Source organism: Hoylesella nanceiensis DSM 19126 = JCM 15639 (assembly GCF_000379965.1).
In the GTDB taxonomy this organism is placed as follows: Bacteria; Bacteroidota; Bacteroidia; order Bacteroidales; family Bacteroidaceae; genus Prevotella; species Prevotella nanceiensis.
Genome location: NZ_KB904328.1, coordinates 229,149 through 245,157, shown reverse-complemented (window position 1 = coordinate 245,157; position 16,009 = coordinate 229,149). Strand labels below are relative to the sequence as shown.

Sequence of the window (16,009 nt, the reverse complement as noted above, 5' to 3'; positions counted from 1 at the left end):
TTCTTCAAAGATAGTAAAAAAATAGGAAATAGCATACTTTTTAGGGTGATAAAAAGTATAAAATACCTAATAGTTGTGATACTTTCACTTTTTTATTGGCCGTGTTTTGATTTGTTGTTTTCTGTTGATAAACTGCGAATTAGTATACCTTTTAGATCTGTCCAGCCTCTACTTGTCGCACAACTCGTTCGGTTAAGCGATCCACTCCGTTAGGATCATACTTCTTTTTGAGGCTTGCTCCGAACACCCAAGCAAAGGTTTGATAGAATCCCGCACGCACAGGTCCGAGGAAAGCCTGTATCAATCCGTAGGAAGAAGAGTTGCTTTCTCGATATATAAGCTTAATAAGTAGTTTGCCCTGACTATACGAAAGCTTCTTCATTCGAGGCGTATATTCTCGTTTAATGCTCTCTTCTACCACCTTCATGTGGGCATCTTTTGCCTTTTTATTGGGCAAAGTTTCGAGATATTCGTATGTTTCTATAATGATTTTGTTCACCTCTTTGGCAATGGGCAGCACCTTTTTTACGTTCAACACAAGACGATTATAAGCCTCACGTTGCTTTTCATTCTCGAAAACAGGTTGCGGATAAACATAAACATTATTCATTTGAATATACTGAATGCTGTCTTTTCCGTGCAAAACCTTGCCCACTTTAATCATAGGAACAAACACAGGATTGTTTAAGTCGACATCAGTTGGGGGAGGAGTGTTGTCGTCTTGCTCTTCAATTTGTGCCGAGATGGCGGTAGTGAAGAAGATAGTTATCAATAAAAATATAACTCGAAGCCTTGCCATAAACAATCAATTGTGTCTTTTCAAGACCCTTTCCGAGGGTCATTTGCGTGTGGGCAAAGGAACAATATAAATATGAAATGAGCAAATTTTTAATCGTCTTTTTTTGTGTTTTAGCACCATTTCTCGTGCTTCAATCCCCCTTTTTAATCGCATTGCTCCTGCTTTGCAACCCCAACACATAGGCCTTGAAAAAGCAATGTCATTTAGTTCTTGCGTAAAAGCAGTGCAATTGCACCTCAAAAGCATTGTTTTTAGGTTGTAAAAGCAATGTAATTGCAAGCCAAAAGCAGTCCTTTTAAGAATGGATAAGAAAGATGTTGAAAATGAATGAGATACAAAAAAGCTCTCGAATTGTTCGAGAGCTTTATCATATGTAAGGTGTTTTATGCTTCGTTTTTATGCCAAAACTTGGCCCAAAAGATAAAGTAAAAGGCAATTGCAGTGACTAATCCTGCAATAGTGTCAATGGCATAGTGAGCCTGAATATATACTGTTGCCATGCACAAGAAGGCAAAGAAGGGCATAAGTGTCCAAAACAACCAACGGTTTTGCGTGCGCCATGCCAACAACATACACACAGTTGAGATACCAACATGCGAGCTGGGGAAGGCTGCAGTGGGTCGTTCTCCCGCCTCTTTAGCACTCTCTACGAGTTGATAAAATATGCCATTGGGGTATCCCGGACTAGGAAAACAATCGGTATGTGTATTGAAATAGTGTCCAACAGCAGGGAATATGCCTTTTGAAACGCTATCCATTCCGATGGCTTTAAAGTAGAATGTGGGTCCAACCACAGGCAAAAAGTCGTATATTACATAGTAAACCATGAACGAAGCGATGATGACAAAGGCGCAACGTTGAAAGTTTTTGTAATCGTAGAAGAAATAAAATAGAACCAAAAACACCATCATTGGATAGTAAGACACATAGCCTAAATCCATTAATTCGCTAATGATGGGCGACGAAAAGACCTGAGAGAACGACACAGATGGCTGAAAACCGAAGAGCTGTTGCTCGCATGTTGCAAACCAATGGTCGAGGTTTGGGAAGATTCTATTGATCTCATAAGTGTCGGGATACCACCATGCTAAGAGCCCAAATTGCGCTAACACTCGTGCAAGTTGTGTGAGTTTGCATGGCACAAGTCTGTAAACAATCCACAAACCCATTGTCATTGCCACAATTCTAAGGCGTCCCCACAACATAGATTCAGGGTTTTCTAATCGTGTGTAGGTAAATAATATCACCAAAGTGGTGAGCACTAAATAGGCTAACACAGCCCATTCTAAAGCCAAAAGACCTTTTCTTGGCTTTGTTTCTATCTTGAATAAATCTATAATAAAATGCTTCATGAGTGTTGAAACCTATTAAATTTCGCCTCGTTCTCTATACCATTGAATGGTGAGATGAACGCCTTTTTCTAGGTTAAACGATGGATTATAACCCAATTCGTCGACAGTTGGCTCGATATTACATCGCCAATTGCGTTGTTTTAATATGTTGTATTTATCGTTATTGAGCGCAGTTATTTTGCCTGTTATGCGTGAAATGTATTCCGAAACGAATGTAACAATACGCAAAACCCATAGCGGAGCCACTATACGAAGGCACCAAGGCATACCCAATTCCTTGCGAATAAGGTCGCTAAAGTGGCGTGATGAATAAACATGACCATCAGAAATGAAATATGTTCTACCGCTTTTTCCTCGGTCAAAGGCAAGGAAAACCACTTGAACAACGTCTTGAACATACACAAAAGTGAGGTCTTGTTGCTTGTAACCCGCAGCAAAATCGATATGGTTTTTAATGCTTTTGGCCATCATGAAATAGTCTTTTTCACGTGGACCGTATACACCTGTGGGTCTAAGAATAATGTAAGGGAAATTGTTTCCTATTGAGTTGATATACTCTTCAGCGGCAAGTTTGCTTTCAGCATACGCCGTATTGGGGACAGGAACATCTGTTTCACAAATCTCTTTGTAGGGTTGTTGTTCGTGAACAGGACCGTAAACGCTTAGTGAACTGATAAAAATAAAGCGTTTAAGGGGCATCTTCAATGCAATAAGAGCATTGACAAGGTTCTTTGTTCCTTCTGTGTTTACTTTGAAAAAGTCGTCCTTATTGATGCATTTTGTGGCTCCAGCAGCATGTATTACATAGTCGAATGTGTTGTTAGCAAGCTGTTTTTTGAGCGTTTCTTCATTCGAAAGGTCAAGTTCTATAAATCTTATTCTTTCGTCACTAAGGAACTCTTTCGAGCTATTTGGGCGTATTGCAGCCCACGTTTCCATACCACGACGCAGAGATTCTTCAACAATAAAGCTGCCAATAAAGCCGCTTGCGCCTGTGATTAATACTTTCATTCTTTGCTGATTGATTGATATTTGCGGTTGCAAAGATAAACAATAATCTTGATAGAAGCAAAAAACACTGCTTTTGTTGCTTTGTTATCTCGTTCTAAATGGGGGGCTTATCCTCTCCAACCGCCTATCTATTAGGGGTGGATAGCGTTGATATCGATTTTTATTTCGCCCAGTTCTATCATGGCATTAAAGGGAGATAAGAACTCAAATTGATGCAAGTTGTGAGGTGAAATGGGACAACTTGTCAGCTTCTTTTCGTGCAATAAGCGTGTAAGCGTAGTGCCTTTGTGTAGCGGTTGTGCAGGGGTTAGATAGCGATGTCCATCGAATAGAGCCACATTACAATAAGAAGTGTCGGTGATGAGGCCGTTTTTTACAATTAAAACATCGCTTTCTTGTTGTCTCATAGCATAAAGTTCGTTGAGCAACAGTCGGTTAGTTGATTTGTAAGTATAATCTATTTCGTTGTTTTCGATGAGCTTTAGCGAAGTGATAGCACGACGATTATAAGTTTCAAATGATGTTTCTACCACCCCATTGCAATCGTAAACAATGCGTACCTTAATGGGTTCGGCTTGCAAAGGGACGTTGGGTAAGAAGTGCTCGATATGCTCCGACCACACAAGTCCAAACACTTTAGCTTGCGTTTCGATGAAACGAGCATTGTGATAGGGCAAGTTTAGGGCGCAATTGTTCACCACTTTAATCGTTTCTACATATTGGCACATAGGTTTTCTCAATCAATTCGTTATATTCTTCTTGCCATTTGCTTTGCGAAGTGATACCTCCTCCAGCCTTATAGGTCATCTTTCCGTTGTGAATGTCGATGAAACGAATCATCACAGCGCTATCAACTATGCCCTTAGAGTAGGTTCCCATCACCCCAGTATAAAAGCCTCTGTCATAGTTTTCGATGTCTTTTAGAATTTGAACCGTGCGTTCTTTGGGCGCACCCGTTATCGAACCCGCAGGCAACAGCTTAAAGATCACCGTTCCAGGTTTATCGATATAAGGTGGAAGTAGCGTGCCTTTCACCTCAGAACTGGTTTGAATAAGCGCCCCTTTGTTCGTTTTTAGCTTGTCGACATAGCGATATTGGGGCACAGACACATTGTTTGCCACCATACTAAGGTCGTTTCTTATCAGGTCAACAATCGTTGCATGCTCGGCAGTTTCCTTTTTATTGTCGAGCAATTGTTGAATGGCTGCATCGCTATCTCCTTGTATTGTGCCCTTCATAGGATAGCTTTTAATGATGTTATGGTCGATCGTAACAAAGCTTTCGGGCGAGAAACACACCATCATATCATTCACCCAGAGCTTGTATTTAGCTGTAGATGCGTTGTAGATATGCAATAAAGAAAGGTTGGTTTCAATGCCAATGGGTTGCGTGAGATTAGCAAGATAGCTGTTTCCGTGCAGAATTTGCTGTTGAAGTGCCTCCATTTTCGCCTTGTAGTCGCTGGTAGTTGGCGGACAACAGTTCCACACAATATCGTTAAAAGGAATGTTTTTTAGCTCGGTGTCGTTCCCTTTTCCGTTGAAAGAAAAGCGCAAAACAGATCTATCTATCGTGTCGATGGGCAACACAATAGCTTTCGTTGCTTGATAATTGATAACAAACAAAAAATCGATTTGACGCATAGCCAATTCGTCCATGCGCTCAATAGCCTCTTGATTATTAAGGAATTGCAGTTTGGTCGACATCTATTCTCCCTTTAAAAGGAACGTTTCTTCGCCCTTAACAGCCTCGAAGAAAGGTGCTTCTTCACGCAAAGAGATATCGTCGTAGATAAAGTCTGCCACAATAGTGTTATGTCCGTCGGGTAAGATGAGTCCCATTTTGCCGTCTTTTTGAGCAATGACAGGAATGATAGAGAGGTCGTCTGAGAATATATAAGGAGTGCGTAAGAAATCGTAGAGCGGTTGAATAAGAATGTTTCCCTTGTGGTCTTTCATCCCAAACTTGCCGTTCTCTTCGTATATTTCGTGGTATTGAACATACTTACTTTTTATTCTTTTCAAGTAGAAGTCGAACTTTTCTTTGTTCGAAAGCAATTCTTGTAAGAAGCTAAAGGTGTCGCAATAGTTGGCCATAGCACGTGCAAGCACCACTTTAAGGTCAAGTCCACTGAGCACTTTTCTATTAAAGTCGATGTAATATGCAATGGCTTCTTCTTTCTGTTCTACCGTTAAAGCTGACAAATTGTCTTCAAACTTCAGCATCATAGCTTTGCTTCCGTGCATCGCTTTGATGTATCTATGGATTTGACGAGCCATCTCATCGCAAACAAACTTATCGATTCTTTCTTGTTCAATGGGGTCGATGTATAGGTCGTTAAAGTTCTCTTGAGTAATTATCTTTGTCATATTACCTCCTTTTGGTTCAAAGGTAATGATAAAAAATGACAATCCCAAAGCATTTATTGTTTTTTCTTTATTGCTCAAACAGAATGCATTTCTTTTGTTTTAGGCGTGCGACAGCGTGGCGGTGTCAGTGTCGTTGTGTCAGAAGTGAGGTGGAGTGGGCAAGTAAAAGCAATGTTATTAGAGGGTAAAAGCATAGCTTTTGAGGTGCAAAAGGGTTGCTTTTAGCTTGCAAAGTCAATGCTTTTACAAACAAACGTCAAAGTTATTGTGTAGCAAGGAGATAGAGAAAGGTGGGCAATGGATTGAGAAGAGCGTTTGGAAAGGTAAGAAGAAGGACTTAAAAGGGAATGAAATAGGGAGCTGATGTGCAAGATACAGTCTGTGGAAGAGTGAGAAATTCAGTAGAAAAGTGTGAGGAATAGAAACCTCAAAACAAAGGAATTGGATAGAAAAGGATAGACGATAGCAATAAAAGGGGTGCCCTTCTACACTAAGAAAGGGCACCCTCTATCGGATTTATATATATTGTGTGATGAAAAATCTCAGGTTATTTTATTTACCTTTAATCATTATTAGCAGCATTTTAAAGCGCTTATCGGCTCTCAATGCGTGTGGATGATTGGCTGGCATGATGATAGTTTCGCCTGCAGTTACAGTTCTTTCCACTCCGTCAATCTTAATAACTGCCTCGCCATCGAGCACTTGTACAGTTGCATCGAATGGTGCAGAATGTTCTGAAAGTGCTTGTCCTGCGTCGAAAGCAAATAGAGTTAAGCTACCAGCATCGTTGTGTAAGAACTCTTTACTCACGATTCCGCCTTCAGAATAGTCGATCATTTCTTGTGGAATAAACTGTGTTCCTTTTTCAATTTTCTTTTCCATTTGAATGTAATTTTATTGGGTTAATCTTTTAATTAAATGCATATTGCAACCGACAAACACCGTGCCATAAATAAATGTTGATAACAAATGTTACCGTGTTTGCACTAAAACAGATTTTTATTTATATTTGCAAATAATTATGGAGAAGAAAGTTTTGAAGGCTCTTTGCAAGTGCGTGCTCTTCAATGGCATGAGTCCTGAAGAGATAACAGCATTGATTGAGCCTATAGGATATAAGCTTGTAGAATATAGTAAACGTGACATTTACTTATTAGCAGGTATGCCTTGCAAGTATGCCGACATCATTATCGAAGGCGAATTGGTTGCCCGCATGGTTAGTTTGTCGGGTAAATCGGTAGAAGTTAGCCGTCTTTATTCGGGTGATATCATTTCTCCTGCCTTCATTTTCGCTAATGATAAGAGTATGCCTGTGAGCGTTGAGACCGATAGTGCAACGCTTATTTTTAGAATGCAGCCCTCTACTTTAAAATATTTGATAGACAACTACGAGGTGATAAGAATGAACTTTATTCGCTCTTTGTCGAATATTGATGTGTTCTTAACCAAGAAAATGCGCCTATTGAGCCTGTTCACCGTTCGTGAAAAGGTGTCGTATTTCATCTTAGAAGCTGCAGGTAAACAGCAATCAGACGTTATTCGTTTGGATAAGTCACGACAAGAGATTGCCGAGAGCTTTGGAATTCAGAAGTTTTCGCTACTCCGTTGCTTATCAGAATTGGTGGATGCGGGAGCCATTAAGGTAGAAGGCAAGACCATAACCATACTCGATCGCTCTAAGATGTAGTGCTTTTTATGTGCTTTCACCCACTAAACGCCAACGAAGAGTGGCCCACTCTGCTCAATAACCCATTCGATTACACTCCACATCCCTTATGTATTAGGGCTGCAGAGCAGGTTCGTGAGGATATAAAACAACATCAGTTGTGGCACGAAGAGGTGCAAAAAGGCAAGATGTTTGGGGTTTTGTTGGTAGAAAAAGCAGATGGCGAGCGGGGCTATTTGAGTGCCTTTTCGGGTCAAATAGGCGGTTCGGGCAATTGGGAAGGATATGTTCCGCTGGTGTATAACTATTTAGAAGCAGGGCAATATTTTAAGGTTCACGAGGCAGAAATTAGTGAGGTGAATCGTAAAATAGAGGCTCTTGAATCGTCAATCGATTATCTTTCTCTTCTCAACTCACGTTCTTCTATTGAAAAAGAGGCTGAAAAGGCGATAGAAGAGCATTGCAAGCAAATGGCAAAGGCAAAGGCTTTGCGAGACGATTTGCGCCAAACCAACCTCGATTTGTGCGCTCTTGAACGACTATTGAATGAGAGTCGTTTTATGAAAGCAGAGCTAAAACGAATGAAAAAGCATTATAATGAGCGTTTAGAAGAGGTGAACTGCCAGATAAAGGCGGTTGAAAGCGAGATAGAAGTAATGAAAGCGCAACGCAAAAGTATGTCGGACGCCTTGCAAACATGGCTTTTTGAACGCTTTGAAATGCTGAACAGCAAAGGAGAAAAGCGCAATTTGATTGCTATTTTCAACGACTTTGAGCAGAAAATGCCCCCTTCTGGGTCGGGAGAATGCTGTGCTCCAAAGTTATTTCAATATGCTTTTCAACACAATATGCGCCCTTTGGCCATCGCAGAGTTTTGGGTTGGCGACTCACCTCGACAGATTATTCGACACGATGGTTATTTTTATCCTGCTTGTAAACACAAGTGTGAGCCTATATTGAGATATATGTTAGAAGGCGTTTTGATGCAAGAAGGAGCGAGAAAGCACAATGCTGAACTATCTCTTACAACGCTATTTGAGGACGAAAGCATTAGAGTGGTGGTGAAACCCAGTGGAATGCCGAGCGTTGAGGGGCACCATTCGTTGATATCGGTAGAGCAATTGATGCGCAACGAATATCCTTTAGCCGACAGTCCGTTGATTGTTCACCGCTTAGATATGGACACTTCGGGCATTATGATTATTGCTAAAACAAAGCAAGCCCATAAGTGTTTGCAAGAACAATTTGCCTTGCACCAAGTGAAAAAGCGATATATTGCAGTGTTAGAGGGCGTTTTTACGCATCAACCAACATGTGGTTGCATTGCACTTCCTTTGCTTCCGAACGTGAATGAGCGTCCGTTGCAGATGGTAGACGATGTGTATGGAAAGGAAGCAACGACCTATTATCGTGTAATAGGGGTGGAAAAGCAGCGCACAAGGGTGGCTCTTTATCCTCAAACGGGGCGCACGCATCAGCTAAGGGTGCACTGCTCGCATCGTGAAGGCTTGTCTCTTCCTATCGTGGGGGATTGTCTTTACGGAAAAAGCGACACTCGTTTGCATCTTCATGCCGCTGCCATTGCGTTGAAACATCCTGCAAATGGCAAGAGAATGGTGTTTAAATCGGCTCCACCTTTTTAAATATATAGAGAACAAGAGCTTTATTATCTTATTTAACTTTTGCGGGCAAATATCTTCTATAAAAGTGTCCTTATGTCAGAAGTTTTTCCTAATTTTACGCCATTAAACCTAGAATAATTACATCTATAACTAAAAAATAAGTCTAAAGACATGACAAAGAACAAAATGTTACTAGCCCTTTTGGCAGTAGTTTTTTTAGCTCTTCCACAGTCGTTGTGTGCTCAATTTAATTGGAAATACACAGTAGAGAAGGGCAAAATCGTTACAGAAGTTCCTAAACGAGCACCAGGTCAAACCACAGCTCTTGAGTTAAGAACACCCAAAATGCCTGTTGTTAGAGTGGGTTTTGTGGGTCTTGGAATGAGAGGACCAGGCGCAGTTGCACGCTGGATGCACATTCCTGGTATTGAAGTTGTGGCTCTTTGCGACTATGAAGCAAAGAGAGCTGAAGCTTGTCAAAAGATATTGAGAGACAATTCGATGCCTGCTGCTGCTATATATAGTGGTGAAGAGGGTTACAAAGAATTGTGCAAACGCAAGGATATCGACTTGGTTTATATCGCAACAGACTGGGATCACCACTTCCTCGTAGCGAAATGTGCTATGGAAAACGGCAAACATGCTGCTATTGAGGTGCCTTCTGCAATCAATCTTAGAGAGATTTGGACACTTATCGACTTATCTGAAAAGACTCGCTTGCACTGCGTTATGCTTGAGAATTGCTGTTACGACTTCTTCGAACTCAATTCTTTGAACATGGCTCAAAAGGGTGTTTTCGGCGAAGTTATTTATGCTCAAGGTGCTTATAAACACGAACTTTCTGCTTTCTGGAAATACTATTGGAAGAAGAATGCACAAGATAAACTTGGTTGGAGATTGGAATATAACAAGGATTATCGTGGCGACTTGTATGCAACTCACGGCCTTGGTCCTATTGCTCAGGTGTTAAATCTTCACCGTGGAGACCGCATGAGAACCTTAGTTGCTATGGATACTAAGTCTTTCAACGGTAAGAAATTGGTTGAAAAATATACTGGTGAGCCTTGCGAAAAGTTTGAAAATGGTGACCAAACAATGACGCTTATCCGCACTGAACAAGGTAAGGTGATTGAAATTCACCACAATGTGATGACTCCACAGCCATATAATAGAATGTATCAACTTACTGGTACTGAAGGATTTGCAAACAAATATCCTGTTGAAGGCTTCGCTGTTTCTGCTCAGAAGATGGAAGCTGGTGGCGTGAAACCATCTGCTGACAACTTGAGTGGTCACTCTTATTTATCTGAAAAGGATAAAAAAGCGTTGGAAGAAACATACCTTAGTCCAATAATTAAGCGTTATGGCGAGGAAGCTAAAGAGGTTGGAGGTCATGGTGGTATGGACTTTATCATGGACTCTCGTCTTGTTTACTGTCTACAAAACGGTCTTCCTATGGACATCGACGTGTATGATTTGGCTGAATGGTGCTGTCTTGGCGAGCTTGGAGCAATCTCTATGAACAATGATTTCATGCCTGTTGAAGTGCCAGACTTTACTCGTGGCGACTGGAATAAGGTGAAAGGATTCTCTCATGCTTATGCTTCTCCTGCTGATGAGGCTGCTACTATGGCGCAAGCTAAGGCTTTCACTGCTAAATTGAAGGAGAAAGGAAAACGCTATTGGGATGCTTTCGACAAGAAAAATAAGAAGAAGTAGTTTTTTATAAAACACATATTCATTAGTTTTTTAGTGATAAGGTTGCTGCTATTCACCGCAAAGGTGAAGCAGCAGCCTTTCTTTTTTATATTAATGACGCTGTGGCTTGCTTCGGTGTGTTATGGGTTTCGGTTGTAATGGCATTGCTCTTGTGTTGTAAAAGCAATGCTATTGCGCTGTAGAAGGACTGCTATTGCATTGTAAAAGTGGCGCTATTGTGTTTTAAAAGGATTGTTATTACGGGCTGAAAGGATAGCTTTTGCGGTGGAAGGGAATGTTTTCTCTTCTTTAAATATTCTTTCCATTTGTGGAAGAGAATGTCGTGGCGGTGGAAAGCTTTATCTCTTAGGATATAAAGGGTGTGGCTGTATAATTGTTAAGGGAGTCTTTAAAAGGTTTGTTGCGCTTTGATTGGAGTATAAAAGAAAAGGAGTTTGCCGTTTAAAGCAAACTCCTTTATTGTTAAATCAGATGTATTGAAACACCTAATCGTGTCTTCTTTATAGTTGAGGACCAGCTGCTACAAGAGCTTTACCAGCTTCGTTGCCTTCATATTTCTTGAAGTTCTTGATGAAACGAGCTGCTAGGTCTTCTGCCTTCTTAGTCCATTCTGCTGCATCAGCATATGTATCACGAGGATCAAGGATTTCTGTTGCAACACCTTCTAGTTGAGTTGGGATCTCGAAGTCGAAGATAGGAAGCTTCTTAGTTGGTGCAGAGTTGATGTCACCGCTAAGGATTCCGTCGATGATACCACGTGTATCCTTAATAGAAATACGCTTACCTGTACCGTTCCAACCTGTATTTACCAAGTATGCCTTAGCACCGTTCTTCTCCATTTTCTTAACTAGTTCTTCAGCATATTTTGTTGGATGCAATTCAAGGAATGCTTGACCGAAACATGCAGAGAATGTTGGAGTTGGTTCAGTAATACCTCTTTCTGTACCAGCTAGCTTAGCTGTGAAACCTGAAAGGAAGTAATATTTTGTTTGTTCTGGTGTTAAGATTGATACTGGAGGAAGCACTCCGAACGCATCAGCACTTAAGAAGATAACTTGTTTAGCTGCAGGACCTGCTGAAATAGGCTTAACAATGTTATCAATGTGGTTGATAGGATAAGATACACGAGTGTTTTCTGTTGTGCTCTTATCTGTGAAATCGATCTTACCATTAGCGTCAACTGTAACGTTTTCTAGCAATGCATCACGACGGATTGCACGATAGATGTCTGGCTCAGACTCTTTATCTAGGTTGATAACTTTAGCATAGCAACCACCTTCGAAGTTGAATACACCATTGTCATCCCATCCATGTTCGTCGTCACCGATAAGCAAACGTTTAGGATCTGTTGAAAGAGTTGTCTTACCTGTACCTGATAATCCGAAGAAGATAGCTGTGTTCTTGCCTTCCATGTCTGTGTTAGCAGAGCAGTGCATTGATGCAATACCCTTCAAAGGAAGGAAGTAGTTCATCATAGAGAACATACCTTTCTTCATTTCACCACCATACCATGTGTTCAAAATGATTTGTTCTCTTGTTGTAACATTGAATACAACAGCTGTCTCTGAGTTAAGACCTAGCTCCTTATAGTTTTCAACTTTAGCTTTAGAAGCGTTGTAAACGATGAAGTCTGGTTCTTGATCTAGTTCTTCTTGATTAGCTGGTTTGATGAACATATTTGTTACAAAGTGAGCTTGCCAAGCAACTTCCACGATGAAACGAATCTTCATTCTTGTGTCTTTATTAGCACCACAGAAACCATCAACAACGAATAAACGCTTGTTAGAAAGTTCTTTTTTAGCTAAGTCGTTAACAACATTCCAAGCTTCTTGAGATGCTGGATGGTTGTCATTTGGATACTCTGGAGTTGTCCACCATACTGTATCGTGTGATGTTGCGTCATCAACAATGAACTTATCTTTAGGAGAACGACCAGTGTAAACACCAGTTTTAACGTTCACAGCACCAAGTTCTGTCTCTTGGCCTCTTTCAAATCCTACTAAGCTTTCTTTTGTTTCTTCTTCAAACAACACTTCATATGAAGGGTTGTAAACAACTTCTGTTGTACCTGTAATACCGTACTTTTCGAGTACTGACTTGTCAAACTTTGCCATTGTTATAATGTATTTGTTTTAAAATAAAATGTTTCTACTTTGTTATTATTGTGCTACAAAGTTAGCGATTTTACCTAAACGAGCAAAGATAGAAACCATAAAATTACCCTTATTAGGCGTTTTTATTGGTTAAAGAAACTGAAAATTAGTACCTTTGCGCCCTTTTGTAAATTGTACTTGCCAAATTGATGATTTCTAATTTCAATTTATCTCTCATTTGATCTAAATTATTTCATTTTTCTGATGCCTTCATTTTGTGTTCCTAAATATATATAGGTGAAAAAGCAGAAAGATGCACTCATCATTTAAGGGCAGTCAGTCTTGCTCGACAAATGAAAAGAAATAAAAAATAGTAGTTTTCTTTTGTTTATTCTTTTATTTTGTTGTTGCAGTTCAATTTATTTTTTTTAATTTTGCATCCAATTAGGCCTATTGTAAAAAAGGACGGTCTTACCTTTTGCGACAGAATAGATTTTTAGATGATTTAAAAGTGCAAACGTGAGTTTTTGTTGTGTAATTTATGACGTAAGAACTAAGTCCTTGTGTAGCAATACGAAGCCTATCGAAGTGTATAGAAAGATATTTTAAACACCAATAAACATGAAGATAGTTAACTTAAGTGAGCAAAATTCGATCATCAACCAATACATGGCAGAGATGAGAGATGTGGATTATCAAAAGAACCGTTTCCTTTTTAGAAACAACATTCAACGCATTGGCGAGTTCGAAGCTTTTGAAATTTCAAAAACTTTAGATTATGCACCAACCAAAGTAACCACTCCTCTTGGCGAAGCTACAGTGAATTTGCCCACCGACAAGGTTGTCCTTGCAACTATATTTCGTGCTGGTTTACCTTTTCATAACGGCTTTTTAAATGTTTTCGATCATGCAGGAAACGCCTTTGTAAGTGCATATCGTGAATATACCGACGCAGAACATCACAACGTTGGTATTCATGTTGAGTACTTGGCAACACCTGATATCGACGGGAAAACATTGATTATTGCCGATCCAATGCTTGCGACAGGCGGATCGATGGAGATGGGTTACAAAGCAATTTTAACCAAAGGAACTCCTAAATGTGTGCATGTTGCGTGTGTAATTGCATGTCCAGAGGGCATAGAACACATCAGAAAGACTTTCCCCGACGCTGAAACTACCGTGTGGTGTGCAGCTATCGACGAAGGACTTAACGAGCATAAGTATATCGTTCCCGGCTTTGGTGATGCTGGAGACCTATGCTATGGCGGTAAGCTATAATTGCTTTTAGGTAAAAACAGTCGAAAAGTTATTGTGTTGTAGCTTTGTTTTAAGGGCTACAACATACACTTGTTTTTATATGTTTGACCTTCCTTCTTCTTTTATTTTGATAGAGAAAATCAATCTACGAGAAGGACATTGCAAACAAAGATATATCAACAAGCAGGGCATTTATTTCTTTATTTTGGCATGGTGTTTGATGACTTAATGATATAAACAGATTGATAATAAACCAACTAAAAGTTAATTATAAAATAAGTAATGATATGTCGAAAGTAAAGATTACCATATTTACCGACCCCTTGTGCCCTTGGTGTTGGGGAGAAGAACCCTTTTTGCGTAAGTTAGAAACCCATTTCCCACAGCAAATCGAATTCGATAGCATTATGGGAGGATTGGTAGAAGATTTAAATAAAGAGCGTCCCGAATCGCAATCAGTGAGCGATTACTATGCCAACTTTAACAAAGAGGTAGTAGAACACACCGTAGAATCAGAGAAGAAGCATCACATGCCCGTGGATATGAATGGAGTTGAGATCTATTCAGAGCAAAAAGCATCTTCTTTTCTCTCTAATATTGCCTACAAAGCAGCGCAACTTGCCGCTCCAGATCTTGCCGACTTGTTTCTCTATAACTTGCGTGCTGCAGCCTTTGCAGAGCGTAGAGACATCTTAGACGAAGGCGAATTAATGAATATTGCCGACGAAACAGGAATCGACATTGCTGCCTTTTTAGAGCACATGAACGACGGATCGGCTCAAAAGAAGTTCGAAGAAGACTTCCAATTAACCGCTTCGAGCGATATAGAATACTTCCCTACATTCTTCTTTGAATATGAAGGTAAGACCATGAAGTTGAAGAGTTATCGCACATACGAAGAGCTTTCGGCTGTCGTAAAGGCTATTTCTAAAGGCAATCTCACTCCTACAGGGGTGCAATTCACACCCGAGTCGCTCCTCACCTTTATGCAAGAGCACCCCAAGATGGCTGCAGAAGAAATTCGCTTAGCGTTCAATTTGGCAACTATTGAAGAGGTTGAGAAAGCTATTGAGCCCCTTCTTGAGTCGGGATTGTTGCAAAAGAAAACCGCAGGAACAAGCTTTTTCGTTGTTAGACCATCGAAAACTATGTCGTGCGACCTCACCACTGGCGTTTGCACTTTGGGCTAATTAGAATTAAAAAGCACTGCAATTGCAGTGTAAAAGCATTGACTTTGCATGCTAAAAGGATAGTAATTGCATGGAAATAGCAGTCCTTTTGAAATACACATCACTTGCTATGTTGTTATAAAAACAATGTAGCAAGTTTTTTTATGCCCTCTTTTCCCTTTTATTTTCTTGTCGACTGCATTTTAAGAAGAATGTCTTCTAATATATATAATAAGGTAGTTAATGTGTAATTTTTTGTTCCCTTTTTCCTTATTTGTGTTGCGTAAGGTAATTTTAAGGTAAAAAAACGCCTATAATCTTAATATTCTTAAAGTGTAATAATTATAAAGATTATGTTAAAATATTTGATATTAACTCCTTATTGTATTGGTATTGTGCAATTTAGAGTATTTATTCGTTTCTTAATTTCATTTCTTTGATTTACGTCATTCAATAATATTGTTATCTATTTTTAACTATAAAACATTTGGAAGTATTGAGTTTTTTGTTGTAATTTTGCATCGTTTTAAGGATAATTGCCCATAGAGTATGCAATTTTAATAATAAAAACTCCCTGTATAAAGAGGTTTAATGCAAAAAAAAGTAATATTTTGTATGTTTTAATAATATGCATGTAGTGTATTTTATTAAAGGGATAAAACCAGAATATGGATAGATATCAAAAGCAAAACAATATAAGTTATTAATAAAAGAAAACAAAATGAACAAAAAAGCATTTTATGTTGCTCCTACAATTCGTTTTTATGCATTCGAGGAACAACCCTTGTTGGCAGCAACAGGTATCAATGTTGGAACATCAGATCCAGTAGAAGGTTCTGAAATCGAATTCGAAGAACCTGGTAGGTAGTGAATTTTAAATTAAACAATGCCTCATTAGGCATTCAACTCAAAAATCTTATTTTATAAACAATGTAGTTTCTCACTCTT

The 16,009-nt window shown here is 39.5% G+C and carries 14 protein-coding genes; 6 read left to right on the top strand and 8 right to left on the bottom strand.

The window, feature by feature from the left end; all coding sequences use genetic code 11:
• Positions 1-151: 151 nt before the first annotated feature.
• From A3GM_RS0104115 to A3GM_RS0104075, 7 genes are all read right to left on the bottom strand, one after another.
• Positions 152-799, bottom strand: a complete 648-nt coding sequence (locus A3GM_RS0104115) for a DUF4294 domain-containing protein (RefSeq protein ID WP_018362125.1) — start codon at positions 797-799, stop codon at positions 152-154.
• 383 nt (positions 800-1,182) lie between these two features.
• Positions 1,183-2,151 (bottom strand): phosphatase PAP2 family protein, encoded by a 969-nt coding sequence (locus A3GM_RS0104110; protein WP_018362123.1) that lies wholly within the window; start codon positions 2,149-2,151, stop codon positions 1,183-1,185.
• Between the two features lie 15 nt (positions 2,152-2,166).
• The gene (locus tag A3GM_RS0104105; RefSeq protein WP_018362122.1) at positions 2,167-3,162 is read right to left on the bottom strand and encodes an NAD-dependent epimerase/dehydratase family protein; all 996 of its coding nucleotides are present in this window, start codon (positions 3,160-3,162) and stop codon (positions 2,167-2,169) included.
• A 131-nt stretch (positions 3,163-3,293) separates the two neighbouring features.
• The gene (locus A3GM_RS0104095) at positions 3,294-3,890 is read right to left on the bottom strand and encodes an aminotransferase class IV (RefSeq protein WP_018362121.1); all 597 of its coding nucleotides are present in this window, start codon (positions 3,888-3,890) and stop codon (positions 3,294-3,296) included.
• Positions 3,865-4,869 carry an aminodeoxychorismate synthase component I gene (locus A3GM_RS0104090; protein WP_018362120.1) on the bottom strand — a complete coding sequence of 335 codons (1,005 nt, stop codon included), beginning with the start codon at positions 4,867-4,869 and terminating at the stop codon, positions 3,865-3,867. Before A3GM_RS0104090 ends, A3GM_RS0104095 begins: the two co-directional genes overlap by 26 nt.
• Positions 4,870-5,532 carry a WG repeat-containing protein gene (locus A3GM_RS0104085; protein ID WP_025829858.1) on the bottom strand — a complete coding sequence of 221 codons (663 nt, stop codon included), beginning with the start codon at positions 5,530-5,532 and terminating at the stop codon, positions 4,870-4,872.
• Between the two features lie 552 nt (positions 5,533-6,084).
• On the bottom strand, positions 6,085-6,414 hold the full coding sequence (locus A3GM_RS0104075; protein WP_018362117.1) for a cupin domain-containing protein: 330 nt from the start codon (positions 6,412-6,414) through the stop codon (positions 6,085-6,087).
• Between the two features lie 139 nt (positions 6,415-6,553).
• Between A3GM_RS0104075 and A3GM_RS0104070 the strand changes: the two genes are divergently transcribed.
• The 3 genes from A3GM_RS0104070 (at position 6,554) to A3GM_RS0104060 (ending at position 10,539) form a co-directional block, all read left to right on the top strand.
• Positions 6,554-7,219: a Crp/Fnr family transcriptional regulator gene (locus A3GM_RS0104070; RefSeq protein ID WP_018362116.1), complete on the top strand. Its 666-nt coding sequence runs from the start codon at positions 6,554-6,556 to the stop codon at positions 7,217-7,219.
• Between the two features lie 8 nt (positions 7,220-7,227).
• Entirely contained in the window at positions 7,228-8,841 is a 1,614-nt protein-coding gene (locus A3GM_RS0104065) for an RluA family pseudouridine synthase (RefSeq protein WP_018362115.1), read from the top strand.
• A gap of 150 nt (positions 8,842-8,991) precedes the next feature.
• Positions 8,992-10,539 (top strand): Gfo/Idh/MocA family protein, encoded by a 1,548-nt coding sequence (locus A3GM_RS0104060; RefSeq protein ID WP_018362114.1) that lies wholly within the window; start codon positions 8,992-8,994, stop codon positions 10,537-10,539.
• Positions 10,540-11,039: 500 nt separating this feature from the next.
• Here A3GM_RS0104060 and pckA read toward each other — a convergent pair whose 3' ends face one another.
• Positions 11,040-12,653 (bottom strand): phosphoenolpyruvate carboxykinase (ATP), encoded by a 1,614-nt coding sequence (gene pckA, locus A3GM_RS0104055; protein WP_018362113.1) that lies wholly within the window; start codon positions 12,651-12,653, stop codon positions 11,040-11,042.
• A 600-nt stretch (positions 12,654-13,253) separates the two neighbouring features.
• Between pckA and upp the strand changes: the two genes are divergently transcribed.
• The 3 genes from upp to A3GM_RS11505 all read left to right on the top strand — a co-directional run bounded on the left by upp (position 13,254) and on the right by A3GM_RS11505 (position 15,929).
• Entirely contained in the window at positions 13,254-13,913 is a 660-nt protein-coding gene (gene upp / locus A3GM_RS0104050; RefSeq protein WP_018362112.1) for a uracil phosphoribosyltransferase, read from the top strand.
• A 266-nt stretch (positions 13,914-14,179) separates the two neighbouring features.
• Positions 14,180-15,082, top strand: a complete 903-nt coding sequence (locus A3GM_RS0104045; RefSeq protein ID WP_018362111.1) for a DsbA family protein — start codon at positions 14,180-14,182, stop codon at positions 15,080-15,082.
• A 700-nt stretch (positions 15,083-15,782) separates the two neighbouring features.
• Positions 15,783-15,929: a hypothetical protein gene (locus A3GM_RS11505; RefSeq protein WP_018362110.1), complete on the top strand. Its 147-nt coding sequence runs from the start codon at positions 15,783-15,785 to the stop codon at positions 15,927-15,929.
• The last annotated feature ends 80 nt before the right edge of the window (positions 15,930-16,009 follow it).

What these genes read in the sequence shown, in the direction of transcription:
- A3GM_RS0104085 (WP_025829858.1), bottom strand. Translation starts at nt 5,532, where the DNA reads ATGACAAAGATAATTACTCAAGAGAACTTTAACGACCTATACATCGAC.
- A3GM_RS0104045 (WP_018362111.1), top strand. Translation starts at nt 14,180, where the DNA reads ATGTCGAAAGTAAAGATTACCATATTTACCGACCCCTTGTGCCCTTGG.
- A3GM_RS0104115 (WP_018362125.1), bottom strand. Translation starts at nt 799, where the DNA reads ATGGCAAGGCTTCGAGTTATATTTTTATTGATAACTATCTTCTTCACT.
- A3GM_RS0104105 (WP_018362122.1), bottom strand. Translation starts at nt 3,162, where the DNA reads ATGAAAGTATTAATCACAGGCGCAAGCGGCTTTATTGGCAGCTTTATT.
- A3GM_RS0104070 (WP_018362116.1), top strand. Translation starts at nt 6,554, where the DNA reads ATGGAGAAGAAAGTTTTGAAGGCTCTTTGCAAGTGCGTGCTCTTCAAT.
- A3GM_RS0104090 (WP_018362120.1), bottom strand. Translation starts at nt 4,869, where the DNA reads ATGTCGACCAAACTGCAATTCCTTAATAATCAAGAGGCTATTGAGCGC.
- A3GM_RS0104095 (WP_018362121.1), bottom strand. Translation starts at nt 3,890, where the DNA reads ATGTGCCAATATGTAGAAACGATTAAAGTGGTGAACAATTGCGCCCTA.
- upp (WP_018362112.1), top strand. Translation starts at nt 13,254, where the DNA reads ATGAAGATAGTTAACTTAAGTGAGCAAAATTCGATCATCAACCAATAC.
- A3GM_RS0104065 (WP_018362115.1), top strand. Translation starts at nt 7,228, where the DNA reads ATGTGCTTTCACCCACTAAACGCCAACGAAGAGTGGCCCACTCTGCTC.
- A3GM_RS11505 (WP_018362110.1), top strand. Translation starts at nt 15,783, where the DNA reads ATGAACAAAAAAGCATTTTATGTTGCTCCTACAATTCGTTTTTATGCA.
- A3GM_RS0104060 (WP_018362114.1), top strand. Translation starts at nt 8,992, where the DNA reads ATGACAAAGAACAAAATGTTACTAGCCCTTTTGGCAGTAGTTTTTTTA.
- A3GM_RS0104075 (WP_018362117.1), bottom strand. Translation starts at nt 6,414, where the DNA reads ATGGAAAAGAAAATTGAAAAAGGAACACAGTTTATTCCACAAGAAATG.
- pckA (WP_018362113.1), bottom strand. Translation starts at nt 12,653, where the DNA reads ATGGCAAAGTTTGACAAGTCAGTACTCGAAAAGTACGGTATTACAGGT.
- A3GM_RS0104110 (WP_018362123.1), bottom strand. Translation starts at nt 2,151, where the DNA reads ATGAAGCATTTTATTATAGATTTATTCAAGATAGAAACAAAGCCAAGA.